Source organism: Polaromonas sp. P1_E12 (assembly GCF_056405975.1).
The window spans coordinates 57,707-74,009 of record NZ_JBFUBB010000003.1 but is presented as its reverse complement, the minus strand read 5'-3'; the positions used below and the strand labels follow the sequence as shown (position 1 = coordinate 74,009).

The following is a 16,303-nucleotide window of genomic DNA, read 5'->3' as shown; positions in this document are numbered from 1 at the left end:
GCCCCTCAGAACGTGTAGTTGATACCGAAACCGATCGCGCGGATCGTGGTGCCTGCGCCTGCACTGCCGAACACGCCGGCAACGGCGTAGTTGTAATTGGCCAGCGGTTGGTTGCGCAGCAGCACGTACTGCCCGAAAATCCTGAGCTGCTTGCTCCAGGCATAGGAGAAACCGATGGCCTGGGAGGTCGCACCCATACCTTCCGTCGAACAGTTCACGCCATTGCCGGAAATCATGGCGCAGTCGCCTGCGAAGGCTTTGGCATGGCTGGCGCGCAACTGCCAGGCACCTATCTTGTGTGAGACGCCGACCATGTAGGCGCGGCGGCGGTAGCTGGCGAGGTCGCTTGAAGTGACGCTGGTGTTGATGACACCGGACTCGGCATAGCTCAGTTCGTCGGCGATCAGCGAAACCTTGGTATCGCCAAAATCGTAGGCCACGCCGTAGCGCACGCTGTAGTCATTGGACGAAGTGCCTTGCGTGACGTGGGTATTGGTACCTACCCCGCGCGCGTTGCGGCCCAGGCTGGCTATGCCGAAATAATTCACATGCTGCTCAGCCGCAACCACAGCAGAGAATCCGCCGTTCTCATACGACAGGCTGCCGCCGTAGAGGTAGCCTGTATCAACGTCCGGCGCGGCCTTCATGCCGTTGTTCGAATAAGCCAGCTTGAGCTGGAAGCCGCCCATCTTGGGCGTCCAGTAGCCGAACACGCCGGCCTGGCGGCGGTTGAAAGCGGCATCGTCGTTGTTTTCCACCGCCGCCGTGCCCACCGGGCCGGAGTTTTTAGTGATGCTGGTGGCGAAGCCCGGTGACCCGATGATGTTGTAGTGCGCCGCACTGGTGGTCGCCCCGAAGGGGTCGAAGGAAGAGGTGCTTTCCTTGAGCGGCATGTCCCAGTTGCCGTACATCGCGGTGCCAGCGTCTGGATGGGCGACAGCCACGCCGGTATTACGCAGCTCTTGCCTGTGTGTCCAGTTCGGGGTCGCGTCGTCTCCGGCCGCGCCCGCGCTCAGCGACAGGCCCAGCTCCAGCTGCCACAGCGCCTTCCACTGTTCATAAATGGGGATGCCGCCACGCGCGCCCACATACGACACATTGTCGCGCGCACGCCAGAAGCCCGACATGTTGCGCCCATTGGGCGTGGCCAGCTTGCTCTGGTCGGCGGGCGCCGCAGGCGTCGCGCCTGAGCGGCTCACGTATTCGGGGATGATGCCCAGTGAGCCGTACAGCCGCATGCCGTCTTCCGCCTCCTCGAAATCCTCGCCCCGGCTGCCGCTGCTGGAGGCCAGGCCCGTGAAGGCCTGGGGTGAACCCGACACCGATAGCCACAGGCGACGCGCGCTTTTTGGTTCGCTGACTGGATTGACGCCGGGCGACACCGCGATGCTGGCATTGAACACCAGGTCCTTGTTGTAGACGTTCAGGCCCACGCCATAGCCGTAGCGGCTCGCGCGGTTTTCGCTGTTGTCCCACGGCTTCTTGTTAATGGTCACGCGCCCCGCATCGGCGAACAGCGCACCTTCCACGACGGAGTTGCCGACAACACCCAGGGTCTTGCGCAGTTCCAGACGCGCCAGCATGCCCTGGTCGCCCGCGGCTTCGCCGGCAGGGTACGCGCGCACGCCGCCGGATCCGCCCAGGCTCATTTTCTCTGACGCGTCCAGGTTCTTGTCGGCGTACTGCGCGGTGACCGAGCCCAGCAGAGAGTAGCCGCCGCCAAGCTGCTGCAGGCGGCTGAACGACAGGTTGAGCTTTTTGTAGTCGCCTGCCGCATTGGCCGTGAAACGGTCCAGTGCTGCGTCGTTGGGCGTTTCTTTTTTCAGATAACCCATACCCAAACGCGCGTTCCAGCTGTTGTTCGCCGACGCGCCTGTCCAGTCGTCACGCCAGTCGCCAGACAGGCCCGCACTCATCAGGTTGGCAGACTTTTCGACGGTCGTGCCGCCAGTCGTGTCCTGGAAATGCCGGTATTCCGTCGCCAGCGACAGATTCATGTTGGCGCGCCGGCTGCGCAGCAACGCCGCGTTGAGAAACAGCGTGCTCACGCGGGCTTCACCTCTGGCCTCTACTTCCTTGAGGTTTTTGCCAATGTTGTATTGCAGACCCGCAAAGTTCGCGCCTACCGACAGCCCTGTCGTGCCGAGGGGCTGCACATAACCAACGCCTGCAATGCGCAGGCCTTCAAAAGTTTGCTGCGTATTCAGGCTGAAGCTTTCGCCCATGCCCAGTGCGTCGTTGAGGCTCAGGTTGGCGGACAGGCGATTGGCACCGGTGTAATAGCTGCCACCGTTGTCGATGCTCACGCGCGAGGTGATCGCCCCCATCTCGCTGACCTTGACGATGATGTCGGTGGCGCCCGGTTCTGCCGAAGGCCGCAACACCGCCTTGACCGTCACACCGGCGATGTCAGAGAGCCGCAGCAGCGTGTTTTCGAGGTCGCTTTCCTGGATCACCTCGCCCGGCTGTAGTCCCGCGAGATGTCGGCCTATCAGGTCCGGGTCCAGGCGCACGTTGGCATCGGGCTCGGCCACCACCCGGCCGATGACGCCTTCACGGATGCCGAGGGCAACCACACCGCCTTGTATTTCCTGTGCGGGGAGGTAGGCGCGCGCTACCAGGTAGCCCCGGGTGCGATAGTAGGCCGTGATTTTGGCGGCGGCTTTGCCCAGTCCGGCGAAGTCCAGCTCGCGGCCGACAAACTCCTGCAGTTGGGCTTGCAGCTCGGATGCCGGCAGAGACCGGTTGCCGCTCAGTACAAAAACCGTGACCTGTATGCCCGTCCCACCGGCGGGGGGGCTCTGGCCCTCATCACTGCCTTCCACCTCTTTTTCGATGCGCGCAGGACGCTGCACTGCCGCCGGCGGGCCGGCATTTTCCGTCGGCGAGAGCTGTTGCCGGTTCGCGTCGAAAAGAGTACCGGCGCTGGGCGGCGTCTGTGCATGGACGGCAAAAGGTGCGGCGGCCAGCATTGCGCAGATCTGCGATGCGAGGATTTTTCGCCGTGGTGCGGCAAGGCGTGAGGGTTCCATCATGGTTTTCGTCTTCTGTCTTGGTGTTGTATCCGCGCGTCTCTGTGCTTCTTCTTTTTTCTTGTTGTGCTCGTTCGGCTTGTCTCTGTTTGTCCCGGCTATTCGCTAGTTGCCGGCGGCATGGAAAATTTTTGCAGCAACATCGCGGGACTCAAAAATTTCGGCCGCTTCGTGGCCCGCGTCCGGCACCACCATGACCGCACGCGTCACGGGTGTCTGCCATTTCTGGGCTAAAAACTGTTCGTAGCGCATGTAATTCCTGTGCCGATTCAGCCGGTCCGTGCCCTGCATGGCGGCCCCGCAGGATTTGTCGAGTGACTCGTAGGCTGGGTCGTTGTCCTGCGCGCCCACCAGGTAGAGGACCTCGCGCGCCGCATAGCGCTTGAACAACTGTTCGCCGTCCAAGCCCTGCCCATAGGGAACCATGTTGCCCAGGCCGTAGCGGAAGTTGTTGTAACCGGGGCAAAGGATGCTGTTCACAGGCTTGAAGCTCCCACCCTCCGGACGGCTGTCATCCAGGTACAAATAGGAAGACGGGCTGGAGACCACATACCGCACGCGGATGCCCGACTTGCGCAACCCCTCCTCGCTGTTGTTGAGCACGGCATAGCGCTGCATTAGCTGCCCACCGGCCGAGTGGCCGATGAAAACGATTTCCTTAAGTACGGGAAAACGCTTGCCCGCGCTCAGGTAGCGGGCGATATCGTCCAGCACGCCGCAGGAATTGATAGCCTCCTTGCCCCGGGAGGGCTGGCACTGCATCCAGTTGCCACCGCGCCAAAGCGGGATATTGCCGTCAGGCGAGGTGTCTGATGCCGTCAGGAAGTGGGGCACCAGCAGCAACGTGCTTGATGCGTCCAGCCGCGCGGCTTCCAGCAAGCCCAGGCCCACGCCAAAATAACGGTCGGCATCGCGCTGCACGCCATGTACAAAAATGACCGCACGCTTGATCCCGGCGTCCGGCTGGCGCAAGTCAATGTTGGAATAGACCGCAAAGGGATAAGCGGTGCCCGCGGCTTCCAGGTCAATTACCTGCTCCCTGGGCGGTTCGCCGGCGGCTTTATCAGCTGCAGCGAAAAGACGCGCGCCAAAGAAAGCCAAGCCCATTGCCACCACCAGTTGTAACCACCTGTTTCGAGCACGTGTCATACCTGTATCTCGCTTTGTCAAAAATGCAGACATCGAAAGGCTTGACGCGTTGTGCTCGAATGCCGGGCGCTCCCGGCGTACGCACTACAAATGGATCACAAATCCAGCGTTTCCCTTCACGGCCTTTTTTAGGAGATCCACCGGAAAGATCAGTTGTAATAACTTGCAACTTACGGTGTTGTTGGCGATTCTAGGAAGACAACCGCTACCTGTAAAATATCTTGATTCTGGTACATCGATACTTTAAAAGTATCTTATGAGCAAGAATCCAGCAGCGAGGATCAGCGCGACACGTAATGGACGTTGGCCACTGGATTGATACCGGGTAGGCATCGGTTCCACGCAAATTCGGCGTGGACGTATCTCGACTCCACTGCTGGAATGCGGTCTGGCGCTAACCCCGTGCGCTCTAAGGGGTTAGCCGCTGAGCGTGCGTTTTTGACGGAAGGTCCCAAGGCGCCATTGCCTCGCGGATCAGCGCGACGTGCGGATGATGACCTTGCCGCGCGCATGACCGCCGGCCACCTGCTCAAGCGCCGCGCGGGCGTCATCCAGCGGATGGATTGTGTCGAGGATCACCTGGAGCCGTTTGTCGTCGAAGCGCTTGAGAATCAGCGTCAATGCCGCAGCATCCCCGCTGAAGAATGCGAAGACGCCGTGGATATCTCCACGCGGCTGTATCGTGTGATCGACGATCGACACCACCGTCCCGCCCGGCCTTGTCGCTCGCCACGACCGCTCGAGGGTCTCCCCACCAATCGTGTCGATGACCAGGTCCAGGTCTCGCCAACGCTCTGCAAAGTCATCACGGCGGTAATCGATGACTTCGTCCGCACCCAATTCTTTGACCAGTGTGTGGTTCTTTGCAGAAGCCGTGGCTAAGACGTGCGCACCTGCCTGCCTTGCGAACTGGACGGCGAAGCTGCCCACGCCACCGGCTGCCGCGTGAATCAGCACGCGCTGCCCCGCCCTTAACTTTCCAGCCCCAAACAGTGCCAGCCAGGCCGTACCTGCTGCCGTCGGCAACGCTGCGGCCTGCTCGTAGCTCATCTCTGCAGGAACCAGGCACAACGCGCTTGCAGACAGCAGGGCAGACTGTGCGAAGGCACCCCCCGCCGTCGGCGCGAGCCTCCCCACGACGCGGTCACCAGGCTTGAACCGGCCAACCTTTGGACCCGCGGCTTCAATCACACCGGCGAGGTCAGTACCTAACGTATAGGGCAAAGTGACAGGAAAGACAGGCTGCATGGACCCGCCAAGGATTTTCAGATCCAGCGGGTTCACGCTCGCCGCCTCGACGCGAACCAGGGCCTGACCGTCACCCGGTGTGCCCAGGACGGCGTGTTCAATATCCGCCCGGCTGGCGCCGCCGAATGCGTGGATGCGAAGTGCTTTCATCAAATACTTTCCCCGTTAATCGCCGAGTGGAGGGAAGCTTCCAAGTTGCAGGAAAACGCCAAACCAGTCTTCCAGGTGCCAGGTTCGCTGGATACGCGTCTCATGGAATTCGTGGAACTCGTGGATGCGGATGCTGACCTTTTTTCCGGTTGCCGCAATGCCGAAGAGTGGCCCCAGATGGGTACCCGTTATCTCAGCCCGTACACCGATACGCCCGGGTACCTGAATCAAGTCGTGAATGGCAATATGAACGTCCGGCAGGGCTCCGATGAAGCTGCGGATGATCGGTTTCAAACCCTCGGGTCCCGGGCCTTGCCCGGGCGCCAGCGGAATGTCATCCCAGTCGGCAGTCACAGCGCTGTCCAGCAGGTCAGGGTTCTTGTCGTTGAATGCGCGATACAAGGTTTCGACGGCGCGGCGCTCAGCCATCATTTGTGTGGTGTCGGTCATTTGTCCGGCTTTCGGTGGTTGAAGTGGAAGAAGGTCGATTCTGGTCGGCCGATGAAAATCCGTCCAACAAATGACTCATATACAGTTATATTTGATTCATGGATTTTCATGGCATTGATCTGAATCTGCTCGTGGCGTTTGACGCGCTGATGGACGAGTGCAATGTGACCCGCGCAGCCGCGCGGGTAGGCGTGAGCCAACCTGCCATGAGTGCCGCGCTGTCACGTCTGCGAACGTTGTTTGGCGACCCGCTGTTCCTGCGCAGCGCAGAAGGACTTCTGCCGACAGCGCGTGCCAGGGAAATCGTGGGGCCCGTGTCGCAAGCACTGCGGCAAATCAAGACAGCTCTCGTGCAAGAACCGGGCTTCGAGCCCGAGCAGGCATCTCTGGTATTCAACCTTGGGCTGTCCGACTATCCGGCTTTCGTACTGCTGCCCGCACTTGTCAGGGAGCTGGCGCGCGCGGCGCCGGGAATATCGCTGAGCGTGCACGCGATTAACAATCGGGATAGTGCGGTCGACATGCTGGACGCAGGAACGATTGATGCGGCAGTTGGCGTCCCGCCGACCCATGCAGAGAGCCGGATATTGACACGGCCTGTTCTGAGAGACGAGTTCGTGACCATCGTTCGCCGCGACAACCCGGCAGTGAAGCGAAGCATGGGTCTGAAGGCATTTCTTGCGCTGCCTCATGTACTCGTGTCACCGGAGGGTGATCGCCACGGCCTGGTTGACGAGGCGCTGGCCAGGCTGGGAAAACGCCGCACCCTCGCACTGACGCTTCCGCAGATGTTTGCCGCGCCCGCGGTGGTGGCCCAGACAGATACCACGGCGACGGTAATGAAGCGCGTGGCCCTCAATTCCCCGGCTCTGCGCAAGCTGGTCTTGTTTCCGCCGCCTGTTGCGCTGCCAGAAGTTGTCTTCGACCTCATCTGGCATCGACGGAACGATGCACATCAGGTGCAGCAATGGCTCAGGGAATTGATCGCATCACTTGCTTCGGCTGCCTAGAATAGTAAAACCCGCCAGTCGCTTCACCGTGACGAATTTCAGTGAAGTTGGGCTTTGAAACGCTGCGGCGTGCCTGCGCGACAACGGCAGACAAGAAAAACCATGATTGGTGCGGCTGGCGGGGATCGAACCCACGACCCTTGGCTTCGGAGGCCAATACTCTATCCACTGAGCTACAGCCGCAACGCTGGAAACGGTTTGCGCCGGATTGCGGCCGAGGGGCGCGAAATCAGGGCAATTTGCACTGTGCGGGCGATTCACGCCGCGCAACGCCTGCGATTCTACCAGCCGGCCACGGCGCTCCCCGGCCTCTGCAAGCCCCCAGTTATAATGTGAGGTTGCTGAGCAAGCGCTGCCCAAGAGCGCCATATCACCACGCGATAGCCCCCCGATTCTTAGTTTTTTGAGGACGCCATGAGCGCAAACGACCACACCACGGCCCACGAAGAAGCCCATACTGGCCCCATCAAGACCCCCCAGCAACTGCTGGCCGCGGTTTTTTTCTCTTTTGTCGTTCCTGTTTTCGCCATCATCGGCCTGGTGTATTACGTCGCTTCGGCCAACAAGCCAGCTGCGGGTGCGGACGAAGGCGCCAAGGCGGTTGCGCAGCGCATCCAGAAGATCGGTGCGGTTGAAATCCGTGATGCCAACCGCCCCCTCAAATCGGGCGAAGAAGTCTACAAAGCACAGTGCGTCGCTTGCCATGGCACTGGCGCAGCCGGTGCGCCGAAGTTTGGCGATACGGGTGCCTGGGCAGCCCGTATCAAGACCGGTTTTGACGCGCTCTGGCACTCCGCCCTGAAGGGCAAGGGTGCCATGGGCGCCCAAGGCGGCGGTGATTTTGAAGACGTCGAAATTGGCCGTGCAGTGGTTTACATGACGGCTGCCGCAGGCGGCAAGTTTGCAGAGCCAGCCGCCCCGGCTGCTGCTGCCGCTACGGCACCCGCAGCAGCCGCCGCACCGTCGGCAGATGTGGTCGCCGCACTCGCTGCAGCCAACAAGACGGCAGCGCCGGCCGCCGGTGCAACGCCGGCTGCTGCCGGTGGCGCCGCACCCGCGCTGTATGGCCAGGTCTGTGCGGCCTGCCACGTGGCCGGCGTTGCCAATGCACCCAAGCTGGGCGACAAGGCCGCATGGGCTCCCCGGATTTCCGCAGGTGTCGAGGCTCTGACGGCCAGCGTTGTCAAAGGCAAGGGTGCCATGCCACCCAAGGGCGGCTCGGCTGCCCCCGATGGCGAAATCAAGGCCGTGGTGCAGTACATGGTCAATGCGTCCAAGTAAACACAGCAAGGAAATCCAGCCCAAAAAAAGCCGGTCAATGACCGGCTTTTTTAATGGAATCTTGATGAGAAATTCAAAGGAAAATGGGTTGGAGCCCAAGCATGACGGGCGCAAGCAGCTACTTTTTTTGTAGCAACTGCGGGCTTCGCACATAGCCGAACCGGCGCGACAAATCGCTGGCCAGGACCTCCTCGGGCACCCACAGGCCCTGCTCTATCGCGTCAGCCGCATGCGTCATGTCCTGGGTATGAACGAGGCCAAAACCCAGGTTGGTTTCCAGGTAGACCCTGCCGGATCCGTCCACGATGCAGCGCTGCGGCCGCGCCGTTTGACCGGAATGGGCCGTGACCTCAAACATAGGCGCGGGGGCGACACGCCAGATCAGCGGCGTCGCTTCGAGCTCCACATACACGCGCTGCGGCCCATTCTGGAAGAACCACTGGCCAGCAGCATCGCTTTCATAATTCCGCTGAATGAAATCGATCAGCTTGTCATGCTTGAGCAGCGAGCCCTTGCTGGCCGCATGGCGCGCGGCATCCAGGCCAGGCGCGCCGCCAAAAGGCCCGGCAGCCTGGGCCCTCTCATCACGCATGTACCAGTTACCGCGTGCGTCCAGTCCCAGCCAGCCGTAGCAGTCGGGAACATTGGGCCATTTGGCAATGGCCTGCCTGACGATGTCATCCATGCCGCTATTTTGCGCTGCACACGGCAGGTGCGATGCGGGCAGGGTTATGGGTAAGCATTAGAGATGTGCAGCCAGGAAACCGGTGACCGCTTCCGGCATGGCACGCACATGGCCGGGAAATGGCGGAGAAGGAAATCCAACATGACCGCCCTGTGCCGGCTGCCAAAGCGTGACATGGCTGCCGGCCTCTGCGGCTTGCGGCAGGCTGCCGGCCGGCACAAAGGGATCGTTCAACGCGTTCAGGGCCAGCGCCGGCACGGCAATGCTGCGCAAATGCGGCTTGGCAGATGCACGCAGCCAGTAGTCATCCGCATCCTTGAACCCATGGACAGGCGCAGTGAATACATTGTCGAAAGCGTACAAGTCGCGCGCGGCCAGTAATCGGTCGCGGTCAAAAAGGCCTGGGTGCTGCTCCAGTTTTTTCAGCGCCTTCGGCACCATGGTTCTCAGGAACATGCGGGTGTAGACCTGCCGGTTGAACCCTCGGCCAATGGCCCAGCCACTGGCCGTCAGGTCCAGCGGCGAACAGACGGACGCAATGCCGCTAACCACCTGGCGGGCCTCTGCGCCGAGCTCGCCGGCCCAGCGCATCAACGCATTGCCGCCCAATGAAATGCCCACGGCAACGACCGGCCCGGGATGGGCCTGCGCAAAACGCCGCAGTATCCAGTCGATCTCTGCAAAATCTCCTGAGTGATAGGCCCGCGGCGCCAGGTTCAATTCACCGGAACACCCCCGGAAGTGTGGAATGGCGCAGCCCCAGCCGCGCTCGCGGGCCACATCGGCAAGCGCTTCGGCGTAGTGGCTGGCAGATGACCCCTCAAGCCCATGAAATACCACCAGGAGTGGCACTTCCTTGCGCGCGTCCTTGCGTCTCACCTCGATGGATTCGCTTCCCGCCGGAGAAATCTCCGGAAGCCCCGACGAAGGCTCATTTCCATCGAGCATCCAGTCAACGTCGACAAAATCGTTGTCAGGGGTATCCCAGCGCTCCCGGCGAAACACGGGCGGCGGGCCCAGGTAGCGGCGTGACCGCAGCGCAGCCCAGATGGTTTGCAAATTGCCGCCCGGCAGCCACCAGGGTGCTGCGTATTTCATCGCAGGCCCTTCAGTGCAGGACGGTCGGTGTTTCCGACACTTCCTGCATTTCTCGCGGCGTGCCGGGACTGGCATGGTGGGCCACCATGCGCCAGCCTTGCGCACCCTTGTGATACACATTGGTGGCAATCACGTAAGCATGCCGCGGCCCTTCATCGGTCAGCACTTCGATGCGTTCCAGCACGCTGTGCACGCAGGCGCTCATGGTCTCGACCTTTCGCACCTTGATGGCCTGGGCATTGATGGTGCCATTGGCAAACATGGCGTCGAAAGTGGCGCGTATGGCCGCCGGGCCCACCAGCCGGGCGCCACCCGGGTGCACACAGACGATGTCGTCGTCATCGCCCCAGCAGGCCATGAGCTTTTCGATGTCGCCGCTTTGCAGCGCCTCATAGAAAGCCGCCTCGATGTCATCGGCGTTGCCGCTGCTGGCGGGCGGGACTTTGGGTTTGGGCATGGGAAGGCGTCAGTCCGGCTTGGCGTTGGGTGGTGAATTCTGCTCGGGATTGAGCCTTGCAGCAAGCCACGAGCGTACGACACCTTGCATGCTGTTGTCTTGCGGCCCGGCGCGCCGGCCGTTTCCACCGCTCTGGTTAGCCTGCCAAAGCAGTTCAGGAGCGGCCACATGGGTGCCCGGCGGCAAAACCTGCAGCGCGGCGTCGATAAATTCTGCCAGCTTGGCAGGACGCACCGGCTGCTCGGCTGCGGGAATCATGAACTTGAGGGTTGACAGCATCCATGACGCCGTCTTCTCGAAAAAATTGGCGCCCGCAATACCTTCGGTCTTGCGCGCCGAGCGCACCAACAACACGCGTTCAAAACCCAGCGAAGCCACGGCTTGCTCATCGAGGTCGGCCAGTCCGCGCTTGAGGGCATCGGGTAAACGCCCCGAAGCGTGGGGCACCACCACAACCAGTGTCTGTGCGCCACAGCGTTTCAACCAGCGGGCCAGCACCGGTAGTTGTCCCGGCACGGGCGTCCACAGTGTGCGCTCACGCCCATAAAAAAGCCGTGGCGGCTCAAACATGACCAGGCCGGTATGAACAAGCTGAGGCCGCGCGGGCCACGCGTCGATCGCTGAAGCATCACCTGCCAGCACAATCCCCACGCCGGCCATCCCGGTGGTCATGGTTTCAGTAGCCAGCACCTCGGTGTGTGCATAACGGCCGCTGCCGACAAGGCGGCGCAACACTTCATTGCCCAGCACGCCGGTCGCGCCGGCAATCATCAGACGCGGTTTCGGGGCTGCCGCCGCCAAGGGGCGCAGGTTGGCCTGCAGAGCTTGCAATGCCTGTACGGACACGGGGGAATGAGGCCTCATCGACATTCAACTATGTTAGTGTTGCAGCTTGCATTTTCGAAAGACATCGCCATGAAATCCCGCTTTTTAAACCTGTTCCTTGTCAGCATGCTGGGCCTGCTCCTCACGGGTTGCGGCTACAACGACTTTCAGCGCCTCGACGAACAAACCAAATCGGCTTGGTCTGAAGTGCTGAACCAGTACCAGCGCCGTGCCGACCTGGTGCCCAACATTGTGGCCACGGTCAAGGGCGAAGCCGCTTTTGAACAGGACACCCTGACCAAGGTGATTGAAGCACGCGCCAAGGCCACCTCCATCCAGGTGACACCGGAAACCCTGAACGATCCGGCAGCCTTCAAGAAATTCCAGGCGGCGCAGGGCGAACTCGGCAGTGCGCTGAGCCGCCTGATGGTGGTCAGTGAACGTTACCCCGACCTCAAGGCCAACCAGGGCTTTCGCGACCTGCGCGTGCAGCTGGAAGGCACCGAGAACCGCATCACCGTAGCGCGCAACCGTTATATCCAGGCGGTCCAGGAATACAACGTGCTGGCACGCAGCTTCCCGAGCAACCTGACGGCCATGGTCTTCAGCTACAACGTCAAGCCGAACTTCACCGTGACCAACGAGGCGCAGATTTCCGCGCCTCCTGTGGTGGACTTCACCAAGAAATAAGTCTTTGCGAAACTTGCCGTGCAGCAACTAGCGGGTTGGACATCGGGCCGCAACCTACGCTGGATGGCGGGCTTGTTGCTGGCCGTGTGGCTGCCCCTTGCGGCCTGGGCGCAAGGCGTGCAGCCGGTGCCGGCCCTCACGGCGCACGTCATGGATAGCACCGGTACGCTGGACGCTACGCAGCGCGCGGCACTGGAAGCCAAACTCGCTGCGTTCGAACAAAGCCGCGGGGCACAAGTGGTGGTGCTCATCGTGCCCAGCACCCAACCCGAGGACATCGCCGCTTATGCCCAGCGTGTGGGCGACACCTGGAAGATCGGGCGCAAGAGCGTAGGCGATGGGCTGTTGCTGGTTGTGGCCAAGAATGATCGCAAGGTCCGTATCGAGACCACCAAGGCGCTGGAAGGCGCCATTCCGGACCTCGCGGCGCGCCAGGTGATAGACACCGCCATCACCCCGCGCTTCAAACAGGGTGACTTTGCCGGTGGGCTGAATGCCGCGGCCGACCAGATCATGGCGCTGATCAGCGGCGAAAACCTCCCGGCGCCTGAGCAGAAAAGTGCTTCGGGCATGGCTGACAGCGGCTTCGAGTGGACCGACCTCGCGGTGTTCCTGTTCTTTGCCGTGCCGATTGGCGGGCGCCTGGCCGCCGGCGTCTTGGGGCGCAAGCTGGGCTCCATCGCCACCGGCGGTGCCGTCGGCGTACTGGCCTGGGTGTTCACCAGCAGCCTGATTGTGGCCGGCCTGGCGACTGTGGCGGGTATGGTGTTCGCGCTGGTGACCAGCCTGGGTGCCCTGGGCCGGGGCGGCCGCTCTTCGGGTGGATGGAACACCGGCGGCTTTGGCGGCGGCAGCAGCGGAGGGAGCTGGGGCGGAGGCAGCAGCAGTGGCGGCGGGTTCAGCAGCGGCGGTGGCGGTGATTTCGGCGGCGGCGGCGCATCAGGCGACTGGTAGGCACATGCCCAATAAACTCAAGACCATCCTCAAGCACCTCTGGCTGGACGCCTGCGATGCCCAGCGCGCGATTGCACCCGACATGCTCAACCAGCTGGCCAGCCGGGTGGCGGCCAGCGAGCGGCGGCACAGCGGCGAAATACGGATATGCGTGGAGGCTTCGTTGCCCATCAGCTATCTGTGGCGGATGAACAAGGAAAACACCATCGCACGGCTGACGCGCCAGCGCGCCCTCACGATGTTCGGCAAGTTGCGGGTATGGGACACCGAACACAACAACGGCGTGCTGATCTATTTGCTGTTAGCCGAGCACGCCATTGAAATCGTGGCGGACCGCGGCGTGGCGCGCCACGTGGATCAGGCGCATTGGCAGGCCATGGTGGCGCGCATGGCCCAGGCGTTCAGGGAGAACCGGTACGAGGACGGACTGACACAGGCACTGGAAGAAACCTCAGCACTGCTGATGGCACACTTTGCCATCGATGGCGCGCAGGGCGACGCACCCAACAACCCCAACGAACTGCCCGACGCACCCTGGCTGCAATAGCCGGTTGGCAGGTACCGCAGGCCTGTCGCCGATAGCGTCGCGTCAGGGCGCCAGAACCACGACCAACACAAAGAGGGCGACTGCCGCGAGCACAACCCGCGTCAGCCAGGCTTTGCGCGCGCGTCTGGCCCGACGCTCCGGCGACGCTTCTTCTCCCCATATCAGGCTGTCTAAAAGACTGTCCATTTCGCACCTCGTTGCTGGCTTGAACCCGTCACAACGATAAGGGAGCAGCCCGGGCCATGGCTGTCATTTAGCGTGTCCAGTTGTTACCTTGCTGGCTCAGCCCAAGCGTTTTTTCGGAAAACGCTCCCTATTTGATAGCTGCTTGCGCTCACCCTGTATGGGCTGGAGGCCTTTTTTCGCTCAAATAGCGGAAGCACGCCCGGTTTCCGCATGGTGCAATGGGAACGTCGCGCCGCAGCCACTCATGGCTGCGGGAAGCTACTTCATCGACGTCCGCTTCTGCTCGCTGCGCGCCGATTGCACTACCTTCTCGATAAAACAAACGCCGCGCCCTCCGTCCTCGACCCACGGATGGTCGGCGTCTAGCGGATCAGCCGTTCGCCCGGCGTACGCGTGCGGATATCGGCCGCCCCAAGGTAGACATCCGTAAAGGCTTCAATGAAGGACTCGGGTGGCTGGCCAGTTGGCCCGCTACGCAGAGGGAGCACAAAACAACCATCTTCGTCATTTTCAGGAATGACTGTGAGCGCTTCGCCAACTGCATGAGCGACCAAACTGATTCGAATTTCTCCAAATCGAAGCGCCCAGAAAAAAACCGGCCCTTTTTGGCCGGTTTTTCCTGAAGCATGGAATCTTACTTTTTCTGGCGGTATTTGCGCAAAGCGGCAATCTGGGCGGCCATGACGGCGAGCTCGGACTGGGCCATGGCAATATCGATATCGCTTTTTGCGTTTTTCAACGCTTCTTCAGCGGCAGCCTTGGCTTCCATCGCCTTGGCTTCATCCAGGTCCTTTCCGCGAATCGCGGTGTCGGACAGCACGGTGACACAGTTCGGTTGCACTTCAAGCAAGCCGCCGGCCACGAACACGAATTCTTCGCTGCCGTCAGCCTTTTCGATGCGCACGGCGCCCGGCTTGATGCGGGTGATCAGCGGGGTGTGGCGCGGGTAAATGCCCAGCTCGCCGGCCTCGCCGGGCAAAGCGACAAAGTGCGCTTCACCGGAGAAGATGGACTCTTCCGCGGAGACCACGTCGACGTGAATGGTGGTTGACATAAACGCTCCTTAATGGAAAAAAGTTGCAGGGCCTGAGCCCTTAAACCTTCTTCGCCTTCTCGAAGGCTTCGTCAATTGTGCCGACCATGTAGAACGCCTGTTCCGGCAGGTGATCGCACTCGCCGGCCACAATCATCTTGAAGCCGCGAATGGTTTCAGCCAGGCTGACGTACTTGCCGGGAGAGCCGGTGAACACTTCAGCAACGTGGAAAGGCTGCGACAGGAAACGCTGGATCTTGCGGGCGCGGGCCACGGCCAGCTTGTCTTCAGGGGCCAGCTCGTCCATGCCCAGAATTGCAATGATGTCGCGCAGTTCCTTGTAGCGCTGCAGCGTGCCCTGCACGGCGCGGGCCGTGGCGTAGTGGTCTTCGCCCACGACGTTCGGATCCAGCTGACGGCTGGTCGAGTCGAGCGGGTCAACCGCAGGATAGATACCCAGCGAAGCGATGTCACGCGAAAGCACCACGGTGGAATCCAGGTGGGCAAAGGTCGTGGCAGGCGATGGGTCGGTCAAGTCATCGGCAGGAACGTAAACGGCCTGGATGGATGTGATGGAGCCGACCTTGGTGGAGGTAATACGCTCTTGCAGGCGGCCCATTTCTTCGGCCAGCGTAGGCTGGTAACCCACGGCAGAAGGCATACGGCCCAGCAGTGCGGACACTTCGGTACCGGCCAGCGTGTAGCGGTAGATGTTGTCCACGAAGAACAGCACGTCGCGGCCTTCGTCACGGAAGGATTCGGCGATTGTCAGGCCGGTCAACGCCACGCGCAGACGGTTTCCTGGGGGCTCGTTCATCTGGCCGTAGACCATGGCCACTTTGGATTCGCCGAGGTTCTCGAGGTTCACGACGCCGGAGTCGGCCATCTCGTGGTAGAAGTCATTGCCTTCGCGGGTACGTTCACCCACACCGGCAAACACGGACAGACCCGAGTGCGCCTTGGCGATGTTGTTGATGAGTTCCATCATGTTCACGGTCTTGCCGACGCCGGCGCCGCCGAACAGGCCCACCTTGCCGCCCTTGGCGAACGGGCAAACCAGGTCGATCACCTTGATGCCGGTTTCCAGCAGTTCCTGCGATGGCGACAGTTCGTCGTAGGCAGGCGCCTTGCGATGGATGGGGGCGGTCAGCGTCTGGTCGACCGGGCCGCGCTCGTCGATGGGCGCGCCCAGCACGTCCATGATGCGGCCCAGCGTGGCTTTGCCCACGGGAACCGTGATGTTGGCGCCGGTGTTGTACACCATGTTGCCGCGGCGCAGGCCGTCGGACGTGCCCAGCGCGATGGTACGCACGATGCCGTCGCCCAGCTGCTGCTGGACTTCCAGCGTCAGCGCGGAGCCTTCCATTTTCAACGCGTCATAGATCTTGGGCATCTGGTCGCGCGCGAATTCCACGTCAACCACCGCACCAATACACTGAACAATCTTGCCTTGAGCTTGAGCCATGATTGAATCCTCTTTCGTTTCTTTAAATCTTTAAATCGGGTGT

16 protein-coding genes and 1 tRNA gene are annotated in these 16,303 nt (G+C 61.6%); 5 read left to right on the top strand and 12 right to left on the bottom strand.

All coding sequences use genetic code 11. From position 1 onward, the window contains the following. Positions 1–5: 5 nt before the first annotated feature. From AC1D13_RS10225 to AC1D13_RS10210, 4 genes are all read right to left on the bottom strand, one after another. Positions 6–3,035: a ShlB/FhaC/HecB family hemolysin secretion/activation protein gene (locus AC1D13_RS10225; RefSeq protein WP_477689484.1), complete on the bottom strand. Its 3,030-nt coding sequence runs from the start codon at positions 3,033–3,035 to the stop codon at positions 6–8. A gap of 102 nt (positions 3,036–3,137) precedes the next feature. Further along, entirely contained in the window at positions 3,138–4,181 is a 1,044-nt protein-coding gene (locus AC1D13_RS10220; protein WP_457281569.1) for an alpha/beta fold hydrolase, read from the bottom strand. Positions 4,182–4,655: 474 nt separating this feature from the next. After that, on the bottom strand, positions 4,656–5,579 hold the full coding sequence (locus AC1D13_RS10215; RefSeq protein ID WP_457281570.1) for an NADP-dependent oxidoreductase: 924 nt from the start codon (positions 5,577–5,579) through the stop codon (positions 4,656–4,658). 15 nt (positions 5,580–5,594) lie between these two features. Continuing rightward, positions 5,595–6,029, bottom strand: coding sequence for an ester cyclase (locus AC1D13_RS10210; protein ID WP_477667632.1), 435 nt, complete (start codon positions 6,027–6,029; stop codon positions 5,595–5,597). Positions 6,030–6,127: 98 nt separating this feature from the next. Between AC1D13_RS10210 and AC1D13_RS10205 the strand changes: the two genes are divergently transcribed. Then, positions 6,128–7,039, top strand: a complete 912-nt coding sequence (locus AC1D13_RS10205; protein ID WP_457281572.1) for a LysR family transcriptional regulator — start codon at positions 6,128–6,130, stop codon at positions 7,037–7,039. Between the two features lie 107 nt (positions 7,040–7,146). On the opposite strand, the gene AC1D13_RS10200 is transcribed toward AC1D13_RS10205, so the two are convergent. Then, positions 7,147–7,222, bottom strand: a tRNA-Arg gene (locus AC1D13_RS10200). Between the two features lie 231 nt (positions 7,223–7,453). Here AC1D13_RS10200 and AC1D13_RS10195 point away from each other — a divergent pair. Next, on the top strand, positions 7,454–8,320 hold the full coding sequence (locus tag AC1D13_RS10195) for a c-type cytochrome (protein ID WP_457281573.1): 867 nt from the start codon (positions 7,454–7,456) through the stop codon (positions 8,318–8,320). Between the two features lie 118 nt (positions 8,321–8,438). On the opposite strand, the gene AC1D13_RS10190 is transcribed toward AC1D13_RS10195, so the two are convergent. From AC1D13_RS10190 to AC1D13_RS10175, 4 genes are read right to left on the bottom strand one after another with little or no spacing between them, the layout of a single operon-like run. Next, the gene (locus AC1D13_RS10190) at positions 8,439–9,005 is read right to left on the bottom strand and encodes a DUF2946 family protein (protein ID WP_457281574.1); all 567 of its coding nucleotides are present in this window, start codon (positions 9,003–9,005) and stop codon (positions 8,439–8,441) included. 57 nt (positions 9,006–9,062) lie between these two features. Next, positions 9,063–10,103, bottom strand: coding sequence for a YheT family hydrolase (locus tag AC1D13_RS10185; RefSeq protein ID WP_457281575.1), 1,041 nt, complete (start codon positions 10,101–10,103; stop codon positions 9,063–9,065). A gap of 10 nt (positions 10,104–10,113) precedes the next feature. Continuing rightward, positions 10,114–10,560, bottom strand: a complete 447-nt coding sequence (locus AC1D13_RS10180) for a YybH family protein (protein WP_457281576.1) — start codon at positions 10,558–10,560, stop codon at positions 10,114–10,116. Between the two features lie 9 nt (positions 10,561–10,569). Continuing rightward, on the bottom strand, positions 10,570–11,424 hold the full coding sequence (locus tag AC1D13_RS10175) for a hypothetical protein (protein ID WP_477667629.1): 855 nt from the start codon (positions 11,422–11,424) through the stop codon (positions 10,570–10,572). A 51-nt stretch (positions 11,425–11,475) separates the two neighbouring features. On the opposite strand from AC1D13_RS10175, the gene AC1D13_RS10170 reads away from it, so the two are divergent. The 3 genes from AC1D13_RS10170 to AC1D13_RS10160 all read left to right on the top strand — a co-directional run bounded on the left by AC1D13_RS10170 (position 11,476) and on the right by AC1D13_RS10160 (position 13,576). Further along, positions 11,476–12,075, top strand: coding sequence for a LemA family protein (locus tag AC1D13_RS10170; protein WP_457281578.1), 600 nt, complete (start codon positions 11,476–11,478; stop codon positions 12,073–12,075). 63 nt (positions 12,076–12,138) lie between these two features. Next, positions 12,139–13,029, top strand: a complete 891-nt coding sequence (locus AC1D13_RS10165) for a TPM domain-containing protein (RefSeq protein WP_477667642.1) — start codon at positions 12,139–12,141, stop codon at positions 13,027–13,029. A 4-nt stretch (positions 13,030–13,033) separates the two neighbouring features. Next, positions 13,034–13,576 carry a TPM domain-containing protein gene (locus tag AC1D13_RS10160; protein ID WP_477689483.1) on the top strand — a complete coding sequence of 181 codons (543 nt, stop codon included), beginning with the start codon at positions 13,034–13,036 and terminating at the stop codon, positions 13,574–13,576. 42 nt (positions 13,577–13,618) lie between these two features. Here AC1D13_RS10160 and AC1D13_RS10155 read toward each other — a convergent pair whose 3' ends face one another. The 3 genes from AC1D13_RS10155 to atpD form a co-directional block, all read right to left on the bottom strand. Next, entirely contained in the window at positions 13,619–13,762 is a 144-nt protein-coding gene (locus AC1D13_RS10155) for a hypothetical protein (RefSeq protein WP_457281580.1), read from the bottom strand. 634 nt (positions 13,763–14,396) lie between these two features. Continuing rightward, positions 14,397–14,816, bottom strand: a complete 420-nt coding sequence (locus AC1D13_RS10150) for a F0F1 ATP synthase subunit epsilon (RefSeq protein ID WP_477648282.1) — start codon at positions 14,814–14,816, stop codon at positions 14,397–14,399. A gap of 40 nt (positions 14,817–14,856) precedes the next feature. Continuing rightward, positions 14,857–16,260, bottom strand: a complete 1,404-nt coding sequence (gene atpD / locus AC1D13_RS10145) for a F0F1 ATP synthase subunit beta (protein WP_293400292.1) — start codon at positions 16,258–16,260, stop codon at positions 14,857–14,859. Positions 16,261–16,303 lie beyond the last annotated feature (43 nt).

Bases quoted from the DNA above. Each gene is read 5' to 3' on its own strand.
- AC1D13_RS10225 (WP_477689484.1), bottom strand. From the start codon at position 3,035: ATGATGGAACCCTCACGCCTTGCCGCACCACGGCGAAAAATCCTCGCA.
- AC1D13_RS10220 (WP_457281569.1), bottom strand. From the start codon at position 4,181: ATGACACGTGCTCGAAACAGGTGGTTACAACTGGTGGTGGCAATGGGC.
- AC1D13_RS10215 (WP_457281570.1), bottom strand. From the start codon at position 5,579: ATGAAAGCACTTCGCATCCACGCATTCGGCGGCGCCAGCCGGGCGGAT.
- AC1D13_RS10210 (WP_477667632.1), bottom strand. From the start codon at position 6,029: ATGACCGACACCACACAAATGATGGCTGAGCGCCGCGCCGTCGAAACC.
- AC1D13_RS10205 (WP_457281572.1), top strand. From the start codon at position 6,128: ATGGATTTTCATGGCATTGATCTGAATCTGCTCGTGGCGTTTGACGCG.
- AC1D13_RS10195 (WP_457281573.1), top strand. From the start codon at position 7,454: ATGAGCGCAAACGACCACACCACGGCCCACGAAGAAGCCCATACTGGC.
- AC1D13_RS10190 (WP_457281574.1), bottom strand. From the start codon at position 9,005: ATGGATGACATCGTCAGGCAGGCCATTGCCAAATGGCCCAATGTTCCC.
- AC1D13_RS10185 (WP_457281575.1), bottom strand. From the start codon at position 10,103: ATGAAATACGCAGCACCCTGGTGGCTGCCGGGCGGCAATTTGCAAACC.
- AC1D13_RS10180 (WP_457281576.1), bottom strand. From the start codon at position 10,560: ATGCCCAAACCCAAAGTCCCGCCCGCCAGCAGCGGCAACGCCGATGAC.
- AC1D13_RS10175 (WP_477667629.1), bottom strand. From the start codon at position 11,424: ATGAGGCCTCATTCCCCCGTGTCCGTACAGGCATTGCAAGCTCTGCAG.
- AC1D13_RS10170 (WP_457281578.1), top strand. From the start codon at position 11,476: ATGAAATCCCGCTTTTTAAACCTGTTCCTTGTCAGCATGCTGGGCCTG.
- AC1D13_RS10165 (WP_477667642.1), top strand. From the start codon at position 12,139: ATGGCGGGCTTGTTGCTGGCCGTGTGGCTGCCCCTTGCGGCCTGGGCG.
- AC1D13_RS10160 (WP_477689483.1), top strand. From the start codon at position 13,034: ATGCCCAATAAACTCAAGACCATCCTCAAGCACCTCTGGCTGGACGCC.
- AC1D13_RS10155 (WP_457281580.1), bottom strand. From the start codon at position 13,762: ATGGACAGTCTTTTAGACAGCCTGATATGGGGAGAAGAAGCGTCGCCG.
- AC1D13_RS10150 (WP_477648282.1), bottom strand. From the start codon at position 14,816: ATGTCAACCACCATTCACGTCGACGTGGTCTCCGCGGAAGAGTCCATC.
- atpD (WP_293400292.1), bottom strand. From the start codon at position 16,260: ATGGCTCAAGCTCAAGGCAAGATTGTTCAGTGTATTGGTGCGGTGGTT.